A 16,199-nucleotide genomic window follows, 5' to 3' on the forward strand; every position below is an offset into this window, starting at 1 on the left:
GAACCGATAGGGCGCACGAGAATGCTGGACCTTCTCGTCATCGGCGGCGGCGTGAACGGCGCGGGGATCGCGCGCGATGCGGCGGGGCGCGGGATGAAGGTCGCGCTGGTCGAGAAGGACGATCTCGCCAGCCACACCTCCTCGGCCAGTACCAAGCTGGTTCACGGCGGCTTGCGCTATCTCGAGCATTACGAGTTCCGGCTGGTGCGCGAGGCGCTGCGCGAGCGCGAGGTGCTGCTGCGGATCGCGCCGCATCTGGTGCGCCCGATGCGCTTCGTCCTGCCGCACGACGCGGGGCTGCGGCCCAAATGGATGCTGCGCGCCGGGCTGTTCCTCTACGATCGGCTGGGCGGACGCGGGTCGCTGCCGCGCAGCGCGGGCATCGACTTGCGCCAGCCGCCGCACGACGCGATCCTGCAGGACCGCTTCGTGAGCGGCTTCGAATATTCCGACTGCTGGGTCGACGACGCGCGGCTGGTGGTGCTGAACGCGATGGACGCGCGCGAGCGCGGCGCGCAGGTGATGACGCGCACGCGCTGCACCGCGCTGGAGCGCGCGGGCGATCACTGGCGCGCCACGCTCGACAGCGGCGGCAGCGGCAAGACGGTGCGGGCGCGCGCGGTCGCCAACGCGGCGGGGCCGTGGGTCGACGACATCGCCGCGCTGGCGACCGGCGGGCGGGCCCAGGCGCACCTGCGGCTGGTCAAGGGCAGCCACATCGTCATCCGCCGCAAGTTCGCCGGGCCGCACGCCTATATCTTCCAGAACGGCGACGGGCGGATCGTCTTCGCGATTCCCTACGAGCGCGACTTCACCCTGATCGGCACGACCGACCGGCTGTTCGACGGCGACCGCGACGCGGTGGCAATCTCGGATGCCGAGCGCGACTACCTCTGCACGGCGGCGAGCGAATACTTCCGGGAACCCGTTGCGGCGGCGGACGTCGTCTCGTCATATGCAGGGGTCAGGCCACTTTACGAGGACAACGCCGCGAGCAACGCGACCGTGACGCGCGACTACGTCTTCGCGGTCGATGCGCCTGAGGGTAATCCGCCCTTGCTGAGCGTCTACGGCGGCAAGATCACCACCTATCGCAGGCTCGCCGAACACGCGCTCGAGCGGCTCGGCGGGCACATGCCGGTCCCCGGCGAACCGTGGACCGCCGACGCCGCGCTGCCGGGCGGCGACTTCGCGGATACCTTCGACGCCTTCCTCGGCGAAATCCGCGCGCTGTGGCCGTGGCTGCCCGAGGCGACCGCGCTGCGCATGGCGCGCGCCTACGGCACCCGGATCGAGCGGGTGATCGGGCGCGCCCGCTCGCTCGCCGAGCTGGGCCGCGATTGCGGCGGCGGGATGACCGAGGCCGAGGTCGATTACCTGCGCCGCGAGGAGTTCGCGCAGACGGCGGACGACGTGCTGTGGCGCCGGGGCAAGGTGGGCCTGCACCTGGGCGACCGCGAGCGCGCCTCCGCCCGCGAATCCGTAACGGCCGCGCTGGCAAGCGACTACGCTTGATCGCGGCTCGCGGCGCGTTCAAGGCGCCGCGCGAATACCTCCTCCCACCCGAGTCGCTCACCATGCCCGCACCCAAGATTCTGAACCGCACCGCCGTCCGCCAGGCCTACCGCCAGGAAGAGGAGGCGTGCATCGCCGAACGGATGCGGCAGGCCGCGCCCGCCAGTGCCGTTCACGGCGAGAGCGCCGCGCTCGCCGGCAGGCTGATCGAGGGCGCGCGCGAGCGCAAGGCGAGCGGGATCGACGCCTTCATGCAGCAGTTCGGCCTCGCGACCGAGGAAGGCATCGCGCTGATGTGCCTCGCCGAAGCGCTGCTGCGCGTGCCCGACAGCAAGACGGCCGACGCGCTGATCCGCGACAAGATCGGCGATATCGACTGGTCGGAGCATCTCGGCGAAAGCTCCTCCACTTTCGTCAACGCGGCGACCTTCTCGCTGATGCTGACGGGCGAAGTGCTCGAACGTCCCGAGCAGCACCAGCGCGGCATGGGCCGCACCCTGCGCAACACCATCAACCGGCTGGGCGAGCCGGTGATCCGCAAGGCCACGTTCCAGGCGATGCGCATCCTCGGGGGCCAGTTCGTCTTCGGCCGCACGATCGAGGAAGCGCTGAAGCGCGCCGCACCCGAGCGCGCGAAAGGCCTCACGCACAGCTTCGACATGCTGGGCGAAGCGGCGATGACCTTCGCCGACGCCGAGCGCTACCGCGTGGCCTACGGCAACGCGATCGCGCGGCTTGCGCGCGAGACGGGCGGCAGCATCGCCAGCTCGCCGGGCATTTCGGTGAAGCTGTCGGCGCTCTACCCGAAATACGATCACTTCCACGCCGAAGCCGCGATCAAGGCGCTGGTGCCGATCGTGCGCGAACTCGCGATCCAGGCGCGCGATGCCAACATGCACTTCACGATCGACGCCGAGGAAGCCGAACGGCTGGAACCCTCGCTCGACGTGTTCGAGGCGCTGGTGGCCGACGACGAAATCTTCGCGCGGCCCGACGGCAGCCAGTGGGAAGGCTTCGGCCTCGCGATCCAGGCCTACCAGAAGCGCGGCGTGCCGCTGTGCGAATGGACCGCCAAGCTGGCGCGCCAGCACAACCGCCGGCTGATGGTGCGGCTGGTGAAGGGCGCCTACTGGGATACCGAGATCAAGCTGAGTCAGGTCCACGGGCTCACCGATTTTCCCGTGTTCACCCGCAAGGTCGCGACCGACGTGTCGTATCTCGCCTGCGCGGCCAAGATGCTGGAAGCGCGCGACGTGCTCTACCCCGCCTTCGCCACGCACAACGCCTACACCATCGGCGCGATCAAGACGCTGGCGAGCAAGAGCGATACGGGCAGCCGGACCCAGCCCGATTTCGAATTCCAGCGGCTGCACGGCATGGGCGAGGACGTCTATGGCGCGCTCGCCGAGGTCGAGGGCAACCGCAGGACGCCGGTGCGCATCTACGCGCCGGTCGGCACACACAAGGATCTGCTCGCCTATCTCGTGCGCCGCCTGCTCGAGAACGGGGCGAACAGCTCGTTCGTCAATCGCATGGCCGATGCGGACGTGCCGGTGAGCGAGTTGACGACCGACCCGACCGCCGATCTCGCCGCGCTGGAGCCAAAGCGCAATCCGGCGATCCCGCTGCCCGCCGATATCTTCCCCGGCCGCCGCAACAGCGCCGGGATCGACATCTCCGATCCGCTGGTGATCGAGCCGCTGCTCGAACGCCTGCACGTGCTCGACGCGCGCCGCTGGCATGCCGAGCCGACGCTGCGCTCGCCCGAACAGGGCGAGGTCGCGCCGATCACCCAGCCGCAGGATCTGACGCACGAGGTCGGCACCCGGCGCGATGCGCTGCCCGAAGAGGTCGACGTCGCGATCACCCGCGCCGCGGCGATCCAGCCCGGCTGGGATTCGCTCGGCGGCGAAAAGCGCGCTGTCCTGCTCGAAGCCGCCGCCGACATGTTCGAGGCGCACACCGACGAGATCCTCAGCCTGTGCCAGCGCGAAGCGGGCAAGACGCTGATGGATGCGATCCTCGAACTGCGCGAGGCGGTCGATTTCCTGCGCTATTACGCGAACGAGGCGCGCCGCCTGTTCACCGCGCCGCACCCGCTGCCCGGCCCGACGGGGGAGGAAAACCGGCTGAGCCTGCACGGGCGCGGCGTGTTCGCCACGATTTCCCCGTGGAACTTCCCGCTGGCGATCTTCATCGGCCCCGCCGCCGCCGCGCTCGCCGCGGGCAACGCGGTGCTCGCCAAGCCCGCCGAGCAGACCCCGCTGATCGCCGCGCTGGCAGTGAAGCTGTGCCACGACGCGGGCATTCCCGAAGACGTATTCCAGATCCTGCCCGGTTCGGGCGAGGTCGGCCAGCTCATCACCTCCGATCCGCGCGTCGCGGGCGTCTCGTTCACCGGATCGACGCAAACCGCCCATGCGATCAACCGCAGCCTCGCCGCGCGCGATGGGCCGATCGCCACGCTGATCGCCGAGACGGGCGGGCAGAACGCGATGATCGTCGACAGCTCGGCGCTGCCCGAGCAGGTGACGCGCGACGTGGTCAACAGCGCGTTCCAGAGCGCGGGCCAGCGGTGCAGCGCGCTGCGCGTGCTCTATCTGCAGGACGACGTGGCCGACGAGATGCTGACGATGATCAAGGGTGCGTTCGAGGCGCTGACCATCGGCGATCCCGAAGACCTCGCAACCGATGTCGGCCCGGTGATCGACCCCGATGCGAAGGCCGCGCTCGAACGGCACGTCGCGCGGCGCAAGAAGAACGGGCGCACCGTGTGGCGGCGCAAGCTGCCGCGCGGCACGGGCGACGGCTGCTTCGTCGCGCCGACGATCATCGAGATGGATTCGATTCTCGACCTCAGGCGCGAGAACTTCGGCCCGATTCTGCACGTGGTGCGCTACAAGGCGCGCGATCTGGAGCGGGTGGTGGAGGATATCAACGCCGCCGGTTACGGCCTGACGCTGGGCTTGCACAGCCGGATCGACGCCACCCGCCGCTTCGTCGAGGCGCGGGCGCGGGTCGGCAATTTCTACGTCAACCGCAACCAGATCGGCGCGGTCGTGGAAAGCCAGCCGTTCGGCGGCGAAGGTCTGTCGGGCACCGGCCCGAAGGCGGGCGGACCGAACTACGTCGCGCGCTTCGCGACCGAGCGGGTGGTCTGCATCGACACCACGGCGGCGGGCGGCAACGCCACGCTGCTGGCGAGCTGATCGCGGATTTGCTAGTCGGGCGGCGATGCCACGCTTCCTCACGCTGATCCTCGCTGTCGTCGCGCTCGTCTGGTCGGCGGGGGCGGCGGCCGAGGTTCGCATGAGCTTCCACAGCTTCAACGGATCGCTGTTCTTCGGCCGCTATCCGCATACCTTCGTGGTGCTCGAAGGCACGCTGGAGGAAACCGGCGCGCCGATCCACGAGAACTACGGCTTCACCGCGAAGAGCGCCTCCCCCGCGGTGCTGCGCGGCCCGGTCGAGCACGCGATCCTGATCGAGGAGGAGAAATACCTGCGCAGCACCAACCGGCACTTCACCGTGCCGCTCAGCGATGCGCAGTACTGGCAGGTGCGGGCCGAGATGGAAAAATGGCGGGATGCGCCCGGCAAGTACTACGACCTCGATACGCGCAACTGCATCCACTTCGTCGGCGCGATGGCGCAGATCGCGGGCTTGCGGGTCGATTATCCCAAGCAGCTGCTGCGCAAGCCCAAGGCGTGGCTCAACCGCGTGGCGCTGATGAACCCGCAACTGGGCGCGAAGCAGATCGACTAGAGGGGGATAACGGCGGCCCTCGGCTTGCCCGGCCCGCCGCGCTGGGGAATCACCTCCGGCATGGCGATTCTCTCCGACCGTTGGATCCGCACGCAGGCGACCGAGACAGGCATGATCGAGCCGTTCGTCGAGGCGCAGCGGCGCGAGGGGTGCATTTCCTACGGCTTGTCGAGCTACGGCTACGACGCGCGGGTGGCGGACGAGTTCAAGATCTTCACCAACGTCGACAGCGCGGTGGTCGATCCGAAGGATTTCGCTTCCAACTCGTTCGTCGATCGCAAGACCGATGTCTGCGTGATCCCGCCCAATTCCTTCGCCCTGGCGCGCACCGTGGAGTATTTCCGCGTGCCGGAAGACGTGCTGGTGATCTGCCTCGGCAAGAGCACCTATGCGCGCTGCGGGATCATCGTGAACGTCACTCCGCTGGAGCCGGGGTGGGAGGGGCACGTCACCCTCGAATTCTCCAACACCACCCCGCTCCCGGCGAAAATCTACGCCAACGAAGGCGCCTGCCAGTTCCTGTTCCTGCAGGGCAACGAGCGGTGCGAGACGAGCTATCGCGACCGCGCGGGCAAGTACATGGGCCAGCGCGGAGTCACGCTGCCGCGGCTGTAACGGGCGGCGCGATAGCCTTTTTCCCGCTTCGAACGTATTGTTCGCACAGGAATCGGGGAAGAGGAGCAAGCGCATGTCCACCATCGCCGCGATCATCGGCCGCATAATGCTGGCGGTAATCTTCATTTCGGCGGGTATCGGCAAGATCATGGATCCGGCCGGAACCGCAGCCTATATCGACAGCGCCACGTCGTTGCCGGGCTCGCTCGCGCTGCCGACCGGCATTTTCGAACTGGTGCTCGGCCTGATGCTCGCGATCGGGTTCATGACCCGGCTGGTCTCGATCCTGCTGGCCGGTTTCTGCCTGCTGACGATCTTCTTCTTCCACAACCAGTTCGGCGATTCGACGCAGCTCACCGCCGCGCTCAAGAACCTCGCGATGGCCGGCGGGCTGCTGGTGGTGTTCGCCTACGGCCAGATGCGCGGCAGCTTCGACCACATGCGCGAGCGCAACCGCGCGCGTAAGGCGGAGCTGCGCGCCGCGCATGCGGAAGGCAAGGCCGAAGGACTGGCCGACCGCACCGTAGTGTAACCGGAGCGGCGGTGCGAACGGGTCAGAAGCTCGTCCGCACGCTCAGCTTGAAGTTGCGGCCCGCGAGCGGGACGAAATCCTTGGTGAAGCTCGCGTGGCGGCGGCCCTCGGCGTCGAAGATGTTGTCCGCCTGGAGCATCACGGTGACGTTGTCGTTGCCGCGCACCGGCTTCCACGCGATCGAGGCGTTGACGTGGGTGAAGCCATCGGTCGCGGTCTCGAACGGGGCGAGGCGATCCTGATCGTCGAACCACTGCACCTCGCCGCGCACGTCGAACGGCCCGGTCTGCGCTTCGAGCGCGCCGAGCAGCCGTAGCGGCGGAATGCGCGGCAGCGGCGTGCCGTCGTCGAGCTCGGCGCGGATGTAGTCGCCGCGCACATCGGCGAGCAGCGTAAAGCCGTCGCTCTCCACGATCGGATAGGTCAGCTGGCCTTCGATGCCCGAATAGGTCGCGTCGCCCTGGAGATACTGGAACACCGGCAGTTCGTCCTGCTCCAGCCCGGTTTCGGCCAGGAAGATGTAGTCGTCGAACCAGTTGCGATAGACCGCGAGGCTCACCGTGCCGGCCCCGATGGAGCCGCGCGCGAAGGCCTCGACGCCCCAGGCGCCCTCGACCTCGAGATCGGGGTCGCCGATCTCGAACGCCTGCGTCGCGATATGCGGGCCGTTCGACAGCAGCTCCTCCGCGCTCGGCGCGCGCTCGGCGCGGCTGCCGTTGACGCCGAGGCGCAATCCGCCGGCGGTCTCGTAAACCAACCCGACCGCGCCCGAGAAAGTGTCGAACGAGCGGCGGAAGCCGATCGGTTGCGATTCGACGTCGGTCGTCTCGTAGCGGCCCGCGAGCTCGAGCTGGAACGGATCGAACGCGATCTCCTGCATGCTGAACAGCGCAAACTGGTCGGTGCGGTTCTTCGGCACGTAGGCCTCTGCGCCGAACGCGTCGAAGTCGCGGAAGTAATACTGCACGCCGCTCGACCCGGTCCAGGCGCCGCGTGCGCTCTGTTCGAGCACGGCGCGCGCCTCGATCCCCTTCACGTCGAACACGGTGCCGACCTCGTCGCCCTCGAATTCGGTGTGGGTGTAGTCGCTGAAGCCGACGCGGGTGTTGAGCGCGGAGAAGAAGCCGTCGCCCAGTGCCAGCCGCCCGCGCATGTCGGCGCGATACTGCCTGAGGCCGATCGAGACCGATTCCTCGCCGTGCTCGTGGCCCTCCTCGCCTTCGTGGTCGTGATCGTGATCTTCACCCTCTTCGCCGTGGTGATGGCCCGTGCCGGGGCGCAGCGGCACGCCGTAGAAGGTATCGTAGATGCCGACCGACGCGCCCAGGTTGCTGTCGCCCTCGAAGAAGGCGAACCCTGCGTTCGCGCTCCAGGTCTCGGTCGCGCTGTCGGGCAGCGTGCCGCGCCGGTTGGCAGCCTCGCGCAGCTCGCTGGCTTCGTCGAGATGGCCCTCGCCTTCTTCCTCGGCCGCGTCGGCAAGCAGGTCGGCGCGCAGTTCGGGGGCGGCGACGTAGCCGGCGATGTCGAGGTCGTCGGTCTTGCGGTAGGAGCCGTCGACGTGCGCCACGAAGCCGCCGCCGAGCGGAACGTCGAGCGAGGCGCCGCCTTCGCGCAGGTCGGCGGCGGTGTTCGCCCCCGCGAGCGCGTCGATATGGAACGCCTCGTTCAGCCGCCGCAGCGGGATGCGCTTGTCGATCACGTTGACCGCGCCGCCGATCGCCTGGCTGCCGTAGAGCAGCACTGCGGGGCCGCGCAGCACCTCGATCCGCTCGGCGGTGAGCGGGTCGATCGAGGTCGCGTGATCGGCCGAGGTATTGGAGACGTCGATCGCGCCGATCCCGTCGATCAGCACCTTGACCCGCTCGCCCTGGAAGCCGCGCAGCACGGGGCGCGACGCGCCGGGCGAGAAGCTGGTGGCCGAGACCCCGGGCACCTTCAGCAGCACTTCGCCGATCTGGCCGTCGAGATTGCGCTGCAATTCGTCCCCTTCGACGACCGAAGTGCCCGCGAGCACGTCGAGCTGCTCGAGCCCCTGTGCGGTGACGAGGATCTCGCCGCTGGTAGAGACGCGCCGGTCGTGGAAGTCGTCCGAATCGCTCGTGGGCGCCTGGCTGTCTTGGGCCTGGGCGGGAGCGGCGATGGCGCAGAGCGCGAGGCCGAGCGGGAGGGTGAGCGGCCGAGCCGCGATAGCATAACGATACAACATATCGCGGCCTGATAGCGATTCGTTCGCCCATGTCCACAGCGAATCCGACAAACGGCGATTTCGGGCTGGCTCAGCGGCGCGCGCGCCATGCGCCCCGCCGGGCGGCGCCGAGCCCGCATGCGCGAATACCGTTCTGCTGGATCGATGGAGCGGGCGAAGAGATTCGAACTCTCGACCCCAACCTTGGCAAGGTTGTGCTCTACCCCTGAGCTACGCCCGCTCACTGGCGTTGCCGGAAATGCTGTGGTTCCGGCGGGAGGCGGCGCGAGTAGCAGCGGGTCGGCGAGGCCGCAAGGGGAAAATGCGCGGCGGGCGAGCGCGCGGTTTTCGCTTCACAATTGGCGGCGAAGGCCCACATTGGCGGCTTATCGAAACGCGCGACAATGGGAGCTGCACTTGGCTAGCATGGGCCTCAATATCGACGAACAGAAAGCGGTCGACCGCTTTCGCAAGGACGTGGTCGAACCGTCGATGTCGAACCTCGTCATCCTCGATTTCTGGGCCGAATGGTGCGGGCCGTGCAAGGCGCTGACCCCGGTGCTGGAGAAAGTCGCCGCCGACTATGCCGACAAGGGCGTGGTGCTGGCCAAGGTGAACGTGGACGAGGAACAGTTCATCGCCAGCCAGTTCCAGGTCCGCTCGATCCCCACGGTCTATGCGATGTTTCAGGGCCAGCCGGTCGCCGACCTGACCAATGCGCGCAGCGAATCGCAGCTCAAGCAGATGCTCGACCAGCTGCTCGAGAAGCTGCCGCTCGATGGCGCGGGCGGCGGTGCGGGCGGCCAGCAGGCGCAGGACGTCGAGCAGTTCGTGACCATGGGCGAGCAGGTGCTGGCCGAAGGCGACGGCGAACGCGCCGCGGGCATCTTCGCGCAAGTGATCGACATGGCGCCCGACAACGCCGCCGCCCATGCCGGGTTGATCCGCGCGCTGGTCGCCGCGGGCCGGGCGGACGAGGCGCGCGCGCTGGCCGATGCGCTCGATCCGGCACTGGCCGAAGACCCCGCGATCAAGACTGCGCGCAGTGCACTCGAACTCGCGGGCACGAAAGTCGACGACGGCGAGCTCCAGGCGCTGCGCGCCGGCGCGGCGGAAGATCCGGCCGACATGGACAAGCAGCTCGCCTTCGCCGAAGCGGCCTTCGCCGCCGACAGCCGCGGCGAGGCCGCCGACACGCTGCTGGCGATGGTCGAGCGCGACCGCGAGTGGAACGAAGGTGCGGCGCGCGCCAAGCTGCTCCAGATCTTCGAGGCGGTCGGGCTGGAAGACCCGTGGGTGGTCGCCACGCGGCGGCGGTTGTCGAAGATCCTGTTCGGCTGATCCCCGTTGTCCACCCGCCTCGCCATCTTCCCGCTGCCCGGCGCGATCCTGTTTCCCGGCCTGCAACTGCCGCTGCACGTGTTCGAGCCGCGTTACCGCGCACTGGTGGGCGAGGCGCTGGTGCGCGACCGGCGGATCGCGATGATCCAGCCGCAAAGCCCGGCCGAGGGCTCCGCGCTGTTCGCGATCGGCTGCGTCGGGCGGATCGGCGAGGTCGAGGCGCTCGAAGACGGGCGCTACAACATCGTGCTCGAAGGCGAATCGCGCTTCCGCGTGCTGCGCGAACTCGACGTGACCACCCCGTTCCGCCGGATCGAGGCCGAGCTGATCGCGGACGACCAGGACGAAGTGCTGAGCAGCGTCGAGCGCGCCGGGTTCGAGCACGAGGCGCGCCGCTTCGCCGATGCGCAGGGCTACAGCGTGGACTGGGATTCGGTCGAGCGGCTCGACGACATGGCGCTGATCAACGGCGTATCGCAGATCGCGCCGTTCGACCCGGCGGCGAAGCAGGCGCTGCTGGAGGCCGGGACACTGGGCGAACGATGCGAGCTGCTGATCCAGCTCATGCAGTTCTTCGGCCACCGCGACGGCGACGGTGACAGAGTGACGTTGCAGTAGCTTGTTTCGCCTCAAGCGCCGGCGGCCGCATCCGCGGCCTTGGCTATCCTCGCTCACACGCCCTTCGGGCGCGTCGCTGCGGGCGCGCGTTCGCGCTTGCGGTCGGCTGGTCGCCGACCGATCCCTTCCAAGCCATGGCTGTCAGGCACCGAAACATTCCCGGACTAAGCTGTCGGGCGAAAGTCCGGTCCGCGACCAGCGGATCGCAAGGCCGAACGGCCGCCCGCAGGCGCCCCGTAGCGTAGCGGAGGGAACAGCGCCGAGGATGTCCGCCCGGATGGGCGGGCGTAACTCAAAAGAACGCCCCCCGCAGCCCGTCGATCACGTACTGTGCCGCCAGCGCTGCGAGCAGGACGCCCAGCAGGCGCGTTATCACCGCTTCCACGCGGTCGCCGAGCAGGCGGATCAGCGGGGCGGCGGCGAGGAAGGCGGCCAGCGTGATCGCCAGCACCAGCAGCAGCGCGCCGAGCACGACCAGCATCTGGTTGGTGCTGTCGGCCTCGTTCATCAGCAGCATGATCGCGGCGATCGCGCCCGGCCCGGCGAGCATCGGCATCGCCATCGGGAAGACCGACACGTCCTCGATCTCCGGCGTGGCGGCGACTTTCTCTGCGCGTTCCTCGCGCCGCTGGGTGCGCTTCTCGAACACCATCTCGAACGCGATCCAGAACAGCATCAGCCCGCCCGCGATGCGGAAGCTGTCGAGCTCGATATGGAGCGCGGCGAGCAGTTGCTGCCCAAACAGCGCGAAGACCAGCAGGATGGCGAGCGCGATCAGGCACGCGCGGATCGCCATCGAGCGCGACTGCGCGGCGCTCGCCCCCTTGGTCAGCCCGGCATAGATCGGCGCGCAGCCGGGCGGATCGATCACCACGAACAACGTGATGAAGGCGGAAATGAAGATCTCGGTCATCAGCCGCCGGTGGGCGCGGCGACCGAAACGGTCAAGACCTCTTCCGCCGCGCCGCCGATCAGCATCGTGACCGCCAGCGTGCGCGAGAGATCGGGGGCGACCGTCCAGGCATAGGCGAGCGTGCGATCGCGCGACATGCCGCCACCCTGCGTCGCCGTGTTCGCGCCGGGTGCGGCAGTGGCGGGCAAGCCGTCGCCGCCGCAATCGGCGACTTGCGTCTGAATGATGTCGGGCCTGGCCAGCGGCTCGGCCAGCGCGTCGCCCTGGTCGAGCACCCAGCGGTATTTCTCGTTGTCGCCCGCGCGGCCCTGCCGCTCCCACACGGTGGTGAAATAGCCCGTGCTGCCGTCGGGCCGCTGCCATGCGCCGCGCGTGACCGAAAGCGAGCCGTCGCAGCTCGCCCAGACCTCATGCGGCTGCCACTGGACTGGCTGCGGCGGATCGGCGCGGCCGGACAGCCATTCGCGCGCGTTGACCGCCTCGGGCACGAACATCACCGCATCGCCGGTCGAAAATTCGCGGAAGGCGGTCCACTGCCCTTCCTCGCGCGCCTCGCGGGCGAAGGCGAGTTCGGCGGCCACCACCGCGCTCGGGTTGGCCTGCTCGGACAGCGAGCGATAGAAGCGCGTGCGCGGATCGTTGCTCCCGCTCGCGCAGCCGGCGAGCAGCGCGGCGATGCAGCCCAGCGCGAGCAGGTTCCTCATATCGCATCCTCCGCCAGCGCGATTCCGGCGTTGCGGTGCGCGGCGACGAGCGTGTTCCTGAGCAGCACGGCGATCGTCATCGGGCCGACCCCGCCCGGCACCGGGGTGATCGCGCCCGCGACCGCGCGCGCCTCGGCAAAGGCGACGTCGCCCACCAGCCGCCCCTTGGCCGTGCCGGGTTCGGGCGCCAGGCGGTTGATGCCCACGTCGATCACCGTCGCGCCGGGCTTCAGCCAGTCGCCCTTCACCATTTCCGCACGCCCGACCGCCGCGACGACGATGTCCGCGCGCCGCACCACGCCGGGCAGATCCTTCGTCCGGCTGTGCGCGATGGTGACGGTGGCGTTGGCATCGGTGAGAAGCTGCGCCATCGGCTTGCCGACGATGTTCGAACGGCCGATGACGACCGCGTCCAGCCCCGAAAGATCGCCCAGCCGGTCGGCCAGCAGCATCATGCAGCCCAGCGGTGTGCACGGGACGAAGCCGCGCCGGCCCACGGCGAGCCGCCCGGCGTTGATGACGTGGAACCCGTCCACGTCCTTGTCCGGGTCGATCGCGGCGATCACCGCCTGTTCGTCGATATGTTTCGGCAGCGGGAGCTGCACGAGGATGCCGTCGACCGCCGGATCGGCATTGAGCCGTTCGACCAGCGCGAGCAGGTCGGCTTCGGACGTATCGTCAGCCAGCCGGTGCTCGAAACTTTCCATGTTGGCGGCGAGCGTGGCCTTGCCCTTGCTGCCGACATAGACCTGGCTCGCCGGATCTTCGCCCACCAGCACCACCGCGAGGCCCGCCTTGCGCCCCGCCGCAGCGGCGAAATCGGCCGCCAGCGCGCCGACCTTCTCGCGCAGGGCGGCGGCGAACGCCTTTCCGTCGATAATGTCGGCCGCCATCAATAGCCCACGGCGACGTAGATCAGCACGCGCATGAAGATCTGCAGCGCGATGATGAGCACCAGCGGCGAGAAGTCGATCGCGCCCGTTTGCGGCAGGATGCGCCGGATTGGGGCGAGCACCGGCTCGAGCAGCGAATTGATCGAGGTGTAGATCTGCGCGAGGAATTCGTTGCGCTGGTTGATGACGTTGAACGCGAACAGCAGCCCGATGATGAACTGGATGATGACGAGCATCACCACCACGTTGATCAGCATGCCGAGGATGTCGATGATGAGACCCACGTAATTCCCTTTCCTGCCCGGTCGGCGTTTCGGGCGCCTTCCTACCCGTATCGGGGCCGCCGTAGCAACCGCCCGAGGCGCCTTATCAGCCGGCGCGGATCAGCGTGCCCGCCCCGCGCGCGGTGAAGAATTCCAGCAGCATCGCGTGCGGCACCCGCCCGTCGAGCACCACCGCGGCCTCGCACCCCGCCTCGACCGCGTGGACGCAGGTTTCCAGCTTGGGGATCATGCCGCCGCCGATCGTGCCGTCTTCGCGCAGGCGGGCGATATCGGCGGGGGTGAGATCGCTGAGCAGCTCGCCGCCCTTGTCGAGCACGCCGGGAACGTCGGTCAGCAGGAACAGCCGCGCCGCGCCCAGCGCAGCGGCGATCGCGCCCGCCATGGTGTCGGCGTTGATGTTGTAGGTGTGGCCGTCCTCGCCAGCGCCGATCGGGGCGACGATCGGGATCATTCCGGCGCCGACAGCGGTATCGATCACCCGCGTATCGACCGCCGAGGGCTCGCCCACGAAGCCGAGATCGACCGCCTGCTCGATATTGCTGTCTGGGTCCTTCGCGGTGCGCTGGACTTTCGTCGCGGTGACGAGCCCGCCGTCCTTGCCCGAGATGCCCAGTGCCTTGCCTCCGGCCTGGTTGACCCAGCCGACGAGTTCCTTGTTGATCGCGCCCGACAGGACCATCTCGGCCACTTCGGCGGTCGCCTTGTCGGTCACGCGCAAGCCGTCGACGAACGTGCTCTCCACCCCCAGCTTCTTCAGCATCGCGCCGATCTGCGGCCCGCCGCCGTGGACCACCACGGGGTTGATGCCGACCGCCTTCAGCAGCACGATATCGTTGGCGAACTCGCGCGCGGCTTTTGGATCGCCCATCGCATGGCCGCCGTATTTCACCACGAAGGTGCGCCCGGCATAGCGCTGGAAATAGGGCAGCGCCTCGATCAGCACCTGGGCCTTGGCGATCGTCGCCGTCTCGTCGCTCATATTCGCAAAAACCTTCCCTGCCTGCCGCGCCCTAGCGACTGCGCGGGGGCGAGGAAAGCGATGATCTGCCGCGTGCCGGACAGGTCTTTAACGCCATCTAAACCGTGCCGCGCATAGCCTGCTGCGCGGTTCGTCCCGAGCCTGCGCGATGCGGGCCGCGGACCGTTTGGAAAGGCGACGATCCAATGACCGAGACCGGACGCGATTCGCATGCAAAGGCGGCCGATCGCCGCAAGGGCGACCGCCGCACGAAGCAGGAGCCATTCGCCGGGCCGGACCGGCGCGTCGGTGCCCGCCGCTCGGGCAAGGATCGCCGCGGCGCCGAGCGGATCGGTTAAACCTGCGATTAACGCGCTCCGTCCGGCGACGGCGCGGGGCAAACCGCCGCAACCGCGGGAGCTTTGCCGCACCTAGCCCGTCCTATCCATCTCGCCATTGAGAAGGATGGATACGATGAACAGGATTCTCACGCTTTCGATCGCCCTCGCGCTCGGCGCCGGCGGCACGGCGGCGCACGCGCAGATCGTCGGCGGCACGACCGGTTCGGTCGAAGGCGCCGTCGGCCCCGTCACCGGCAATGTCGATACGACCGTGAATGCCGAAGCGGACGACCTCACCGGTCCGGTCAACGATACCACCACGCGGGTGCGCGACACCGCCGACGAGACCGTCGACCGCACACGCGACACGACCGAAGAGGTGGTGGATCATGCCGATCACACCGTCGACGAAGCCGACGCCAGCGCCGATGTCGATGCGACGGTGGAAGCCGATGCCGACGACACGAGCGTCTCGGCCGACACCGAAGCCGAAGTGGATGCCGATCCCGAGGTCTGACGTCGCATAGTGCGAACCTGGAAAGGGCGGCGGGCGACTGCCGCCCTTTTCTATGCGCGCGCGGTCGCCTGCATCGCCTGTCGCCCGTCGCGCGCGAATGCCGCCAGTTCGATTGCGCCGTCCTTGCGCTTCATCGCGAGATGCAGCGGCTCCCCCGCGATCGCCGGGCTCATCCCGCGAAAGGCGAAGCTCGCGAGCGCGTTGTCGCCCAGTTCTTGCGCCGCCAGTTGCAGCAGCAGGCTGGCGGTCAGCGGCCCGTGGACGACGAGCCCGCGATAGCGCTCCACTTCCTCCGCATAGGGCGTGTCGTAATGGATACGGTGAGTGTTGAAGGTCAGCGCCGAATAGCGGAACAGCACGCGCGGATCGGGCTGGACCACGCGGTGCGCATCCCATCCGGCGGGATCGAAGGCGCCTTCGTCCGACGGCGGGGGCGACAGCGGCGCGTTGGGCGCGGCGGCCTCGCGATAGACCAGCGTCTGCACCTCGCGCACCGCCGACACGCCGTCGGCGGCGGTTTCGTGCGCCACTTCGACGAAGACCATCGGGCCGCTGCGCCCCTCCTTCGCGGCGATCGAGGCGACGCGGGAAACGCGCTCGATCGCGGCGCCGACCGCGATGGGAGCGTGGAATTCGATCGCGCTGGAAGCCCACATCCGGCGCGCCAGCGGCACCGGTGGGAGGAAGCTGTCGGGGCTGTCGTCGCGCGCCGGATGCCCGTCCTCGCCCAGCGTGGCGGTCGGCGCGTCGGGGGTGCAGAGGCAGAAGTGGCTGCCCTGCGGCATCGCGGCGCCGGGTGCGGGCGGCGGCAGATCGAACGCGGCGCACCACCGCGCCGCGAGCGCAGGGTCGAGCCGATCCGCGCGGCGCTCCTCGCGCCCGATCCATGCCTGCCAGTCGCTCATTCCATCCTCCCCCACCGGGGGAGGGGAACCACCCGCAGGGTGGTGGAGGGGCACGGCGATGTGATCCGGGCAGCAGATGTTCGGAGCAGCGGCCTGTGCCCCTCCACCATGCT

At 68.8% G+C, this 16,199-nt stretch carries 16 protein-coding genes and 1 tRNA gene; 9 read left to right on the forward strand and 8 right to left on the reverse strand.

The window, feature by feature from the left end:
- Nucleotides 1-21 precede the first annotated feature (21 nt).
- The 5 genes from glpD to ACE3QC_RS09610 all read left to right on the forward strand — a co-directional run bounded on the left by glpD (nucleotide 22) and on the right by ACE3QC_RS09610 (nucleotide 6,427).
- Nucleotides 22-1,515, forward strand: coding sequence for a glycerol-3-phosphate dehydrogenase (glpD, locus tag ACE3QC_RS09590; RefSeq protein WP_374407623.1), 1,494 nt, complete (start codon nucleotides 22-24; stop codon nucleotides 1,513-1,515).
- Between the two features lie 62 nt (nucleotides 1,516-1,577).
- Nucleotides 1,578-4,724, forward strand: coding sequence for a bifunctional proline dehydrogenase/L-glutamate gamma-semialdehyde dehydrogenase PutA (putA, locus tag ACE3QC_RS09595; RefSeq protein ID WP_374408047.1), 3,147 nt, complete (start codon nucleotides 1,578-1,580; stop codon nucleotides 4,722-4,724).
- A 25-nt stretch (nucleotides 4,725-4,749) separates the two neighbouring features.
- The gene (locus ACE3QC_RS09600) at nucleotides 4,750-5,280 is read left to right on the forward strand and encodes a hypothetical protein (RefSeq protein ID WP_374407625.1); all 531 of its coding nucleotides are present in this window, start codon (nucleotides 4,750-4,752) and stop codon (nucleotides 5,278-5,280) included.
- A gap of 60 nt (nucleotides 5,281-5,340) precedes the next feature.
- Nucleotides 5,341-5,895, forward strand: coding sequence for a dCTP deaminase (gene dcd / locus ACE3QC_RS09605; RefSeq protein WP_374407627.1), 555 nt, complete (start codon nucleotides 5,341-5,343; stop codon nucleotides 5,893-5,895).
- A 73-nt stretch (nucleotides 5,896-5,968) separates the two neighbouring features.
- Entirely contained in the window at nucleotides 5,969-6,427 is a 459-nt protein-coding gene (locus ACE3QC_RS09610; RefSeq protein ID WP_374407629.1) for a DoxX family protein, read from the forward strand.
- A gap of 22 nt (nucleotides 6,428-6,449) precedes the next feature.
- Here the strand turns inward: ACE3QC_RS09610 and ACE3QC_RS09615 are convergent, their stop codons facing one another.
- Together ACE3QC_RS09615 and ACE3QC_RS09620 are read right to left on the reverse strand one after the other, a co-directional pair.
- Nucleotides 6,450-8,633, reverse strand: a complete 2,184-nt coding sequence (locus ACE3QC_RS09615) for a TonB-dependent receptor (RefSeq protein ID WP_374407631.1) — start codon at nucleotides 8,631-8,633, stop codon at nucleotides 6,450-6,452.
- Between the two features lie 145 nt (nucleotides 8,634-8,778).
- Nucleotides 8,779-8,853 (reverse strand) — tRNA-Gly (locus ACE3QC_RS09620).
- A gap of 185 nt (nucleotides 8,854-9,038) precedes the next feature.
- Here ACE3QC_RS09620 and ACE3QC_RS09625 point away from each other — a divergent pair.
- Together ACE3QC_RS09625 and ACE3QC_RS09630 are read left to right on the forward strand one after the other, a co-directional pair.
- A complete protein-coding gene (locus tag ACE3QC_RS09625) occupies nucleotides 9,039-9,953 on the forward strand; it encodes a tetratricopeptide repeat protein (RefSeq protein WP_374408049.1) in 915 nt (304 codons plus the stop codon).
- 6 nt (nucleotides 9,954-9,959) lie between these two features.
- Nucleotides 9,960-10,571 carry an LON peptidase substrate-binding domain-containing protein gene (locus ACE3QC_RS09630; protein WP_374407633.1) on the forward strand — a complete coding sequence of 204 codons (612 nt, stop codon included), beginning with the start codon at nucleotides 9,960-9,962 and terminating at the stop codon, nucleotides 10,569-10,571.
- Nucleotides 10,572-10,863: 292 nt separating this feature from the next.
- Here the strand turns inward: ACE3QC_RS09630 and ACE3QC_RS09635 are convergent, their stop codons facing one another.
- The 5 genes from ACE3QC_RS09635 to argB all read right to left on the reverse strand — a co-directional run bounded on the left by ACE3QC_RS09635 (nucleotide 10,864) and on the right by argB (nucleotide 14,344).
- Nucleotides 10,864-11,484, reverse strand: a complete 621-nt coding sequence (locus ACE3QC_RS09635; RefSeq protein WP_374407635.1) for a MarC family protein — start codon at nucleotides 11,482-11,484, stop codon at nucleotides 10,864-10,866.
- Entirely contained in the window at nucleotides 11,484-12,188 is a 705-nt protein-coding gene (locus ACE3QC_RS09640) for a hypothetical protein (protein WP_374407637.1), read from the reverse strand. The genes ACE3QC_RS09635 and ACE3QC_RS09640 overlap by 1 nt, the downstream gene beginning before the upstream one ends.
- Nucleotides 12,185-13,081 carry a bifunctional methylenetetrahydrofolate dehydrogenase/methenyltetrahydrofolate cyclohydrolase FolD gene (folD, locus tag ACE3QC_RS09645; RefSeq protein WP_374407639.1) on the reverse strand — a complete coding sequence of 299 codons (897 nt, stop codon included), beginning with the start codon at nucleotides 13,079-13,081 and terminating at the stop codon, nucleotides 12,185-12,187. Before folD ends, ACE3QC_RS09640 begins: the two co-directional genes overlap by 4 nt.
- On the reverse strand, nucleotides 13,081-13,338 hold the full coding sequence (locus tag ACE3QC_RS09650; RefSeq protein WP_374408051.1) for a YggT family protein: 258 nt from the start codon (nucleotides 13,336-13,338) through the stop codon (nucleotides 13,081-13,083). Before ACE3QC_RS09650 ends, folD begins: the two co-directional genes overlap by 1 nt.
- A gap of 112 nt (nucleotides 13,339-13,450) precedes the next feature.
- Complete coding sequence (argB, locus tag ACE3QC_RS09655; RefSeq protein WP_374407641.1) at nucleotides 13,451-14,344, reverse strand: acetylglutamate kinase; 894 nt, start codon at nucleotides 14,342-14,344, stop codon at nucleotides 13,451-13,453.
- 185 nt (nucleotides 14,345-14,529) lie between these two features.
- Here argB and ACE3QC_RS09660 point away from each other — a divergent pair, with 185 nt between their 5' ends.
- A complete protein-coding gene (locus ACE3QC_RS09660) occupies nucleotides 14,530-14,682 on the forward strand; it encodes a hypothetical protein (protein WP_374407643.1) in 153 nt (50 codons plus the stop codon).
- A gap of 115 nt (nucleotides 14,683-14,797) precedes the next feature.
- Nucleotides 14,798-15,181 carry a hypothetical protein gene (locus ACE3QC_RS09665; RefSeq protein WP_374407645.1) on the forward strand — a complete coding sequence of 128 codons (384 nt, stop codon included), beginning with the start codon at nucleotides 14,798-14,800 and terminating at the stop codon, nucleotides 15,179-15,181.
- A gap of 50 nt (nucleotides 15,182-15,231) precedes the next feature.
- Here ACE3QC_RS09665 and ACE3QC_RS09670 read toward each other — a convergent pair whose 3' ends face one another.
- Nucleotides 15,232-16,086 carry a MaoC family dehydratase N-terminal domain-containing protein gene (locus ACE3QC_RS09670; RefSeq protein ID WP_374407647.1) on the reverse strand — a complete coding sequence of 285 codons (855 nt, stop codon included), beginning with the start codon at nucleotides 16,084-16,086 and terminating at the stop codon, nucleotides 15,232-15,234.
- Nucleotides 16,087-16,199: the final 113 nt, after the last annotated feature.

The sequence above is a fragment of the Pelagerythrobacter sp. genome (genome assembly GCF_041912895.1).
Lineage (GTDB): Bacteria > Pseudomonadota > Alphaproteobacteria > Sphingomonadales > Sphingomonadaceae > Pelagerythrobacter.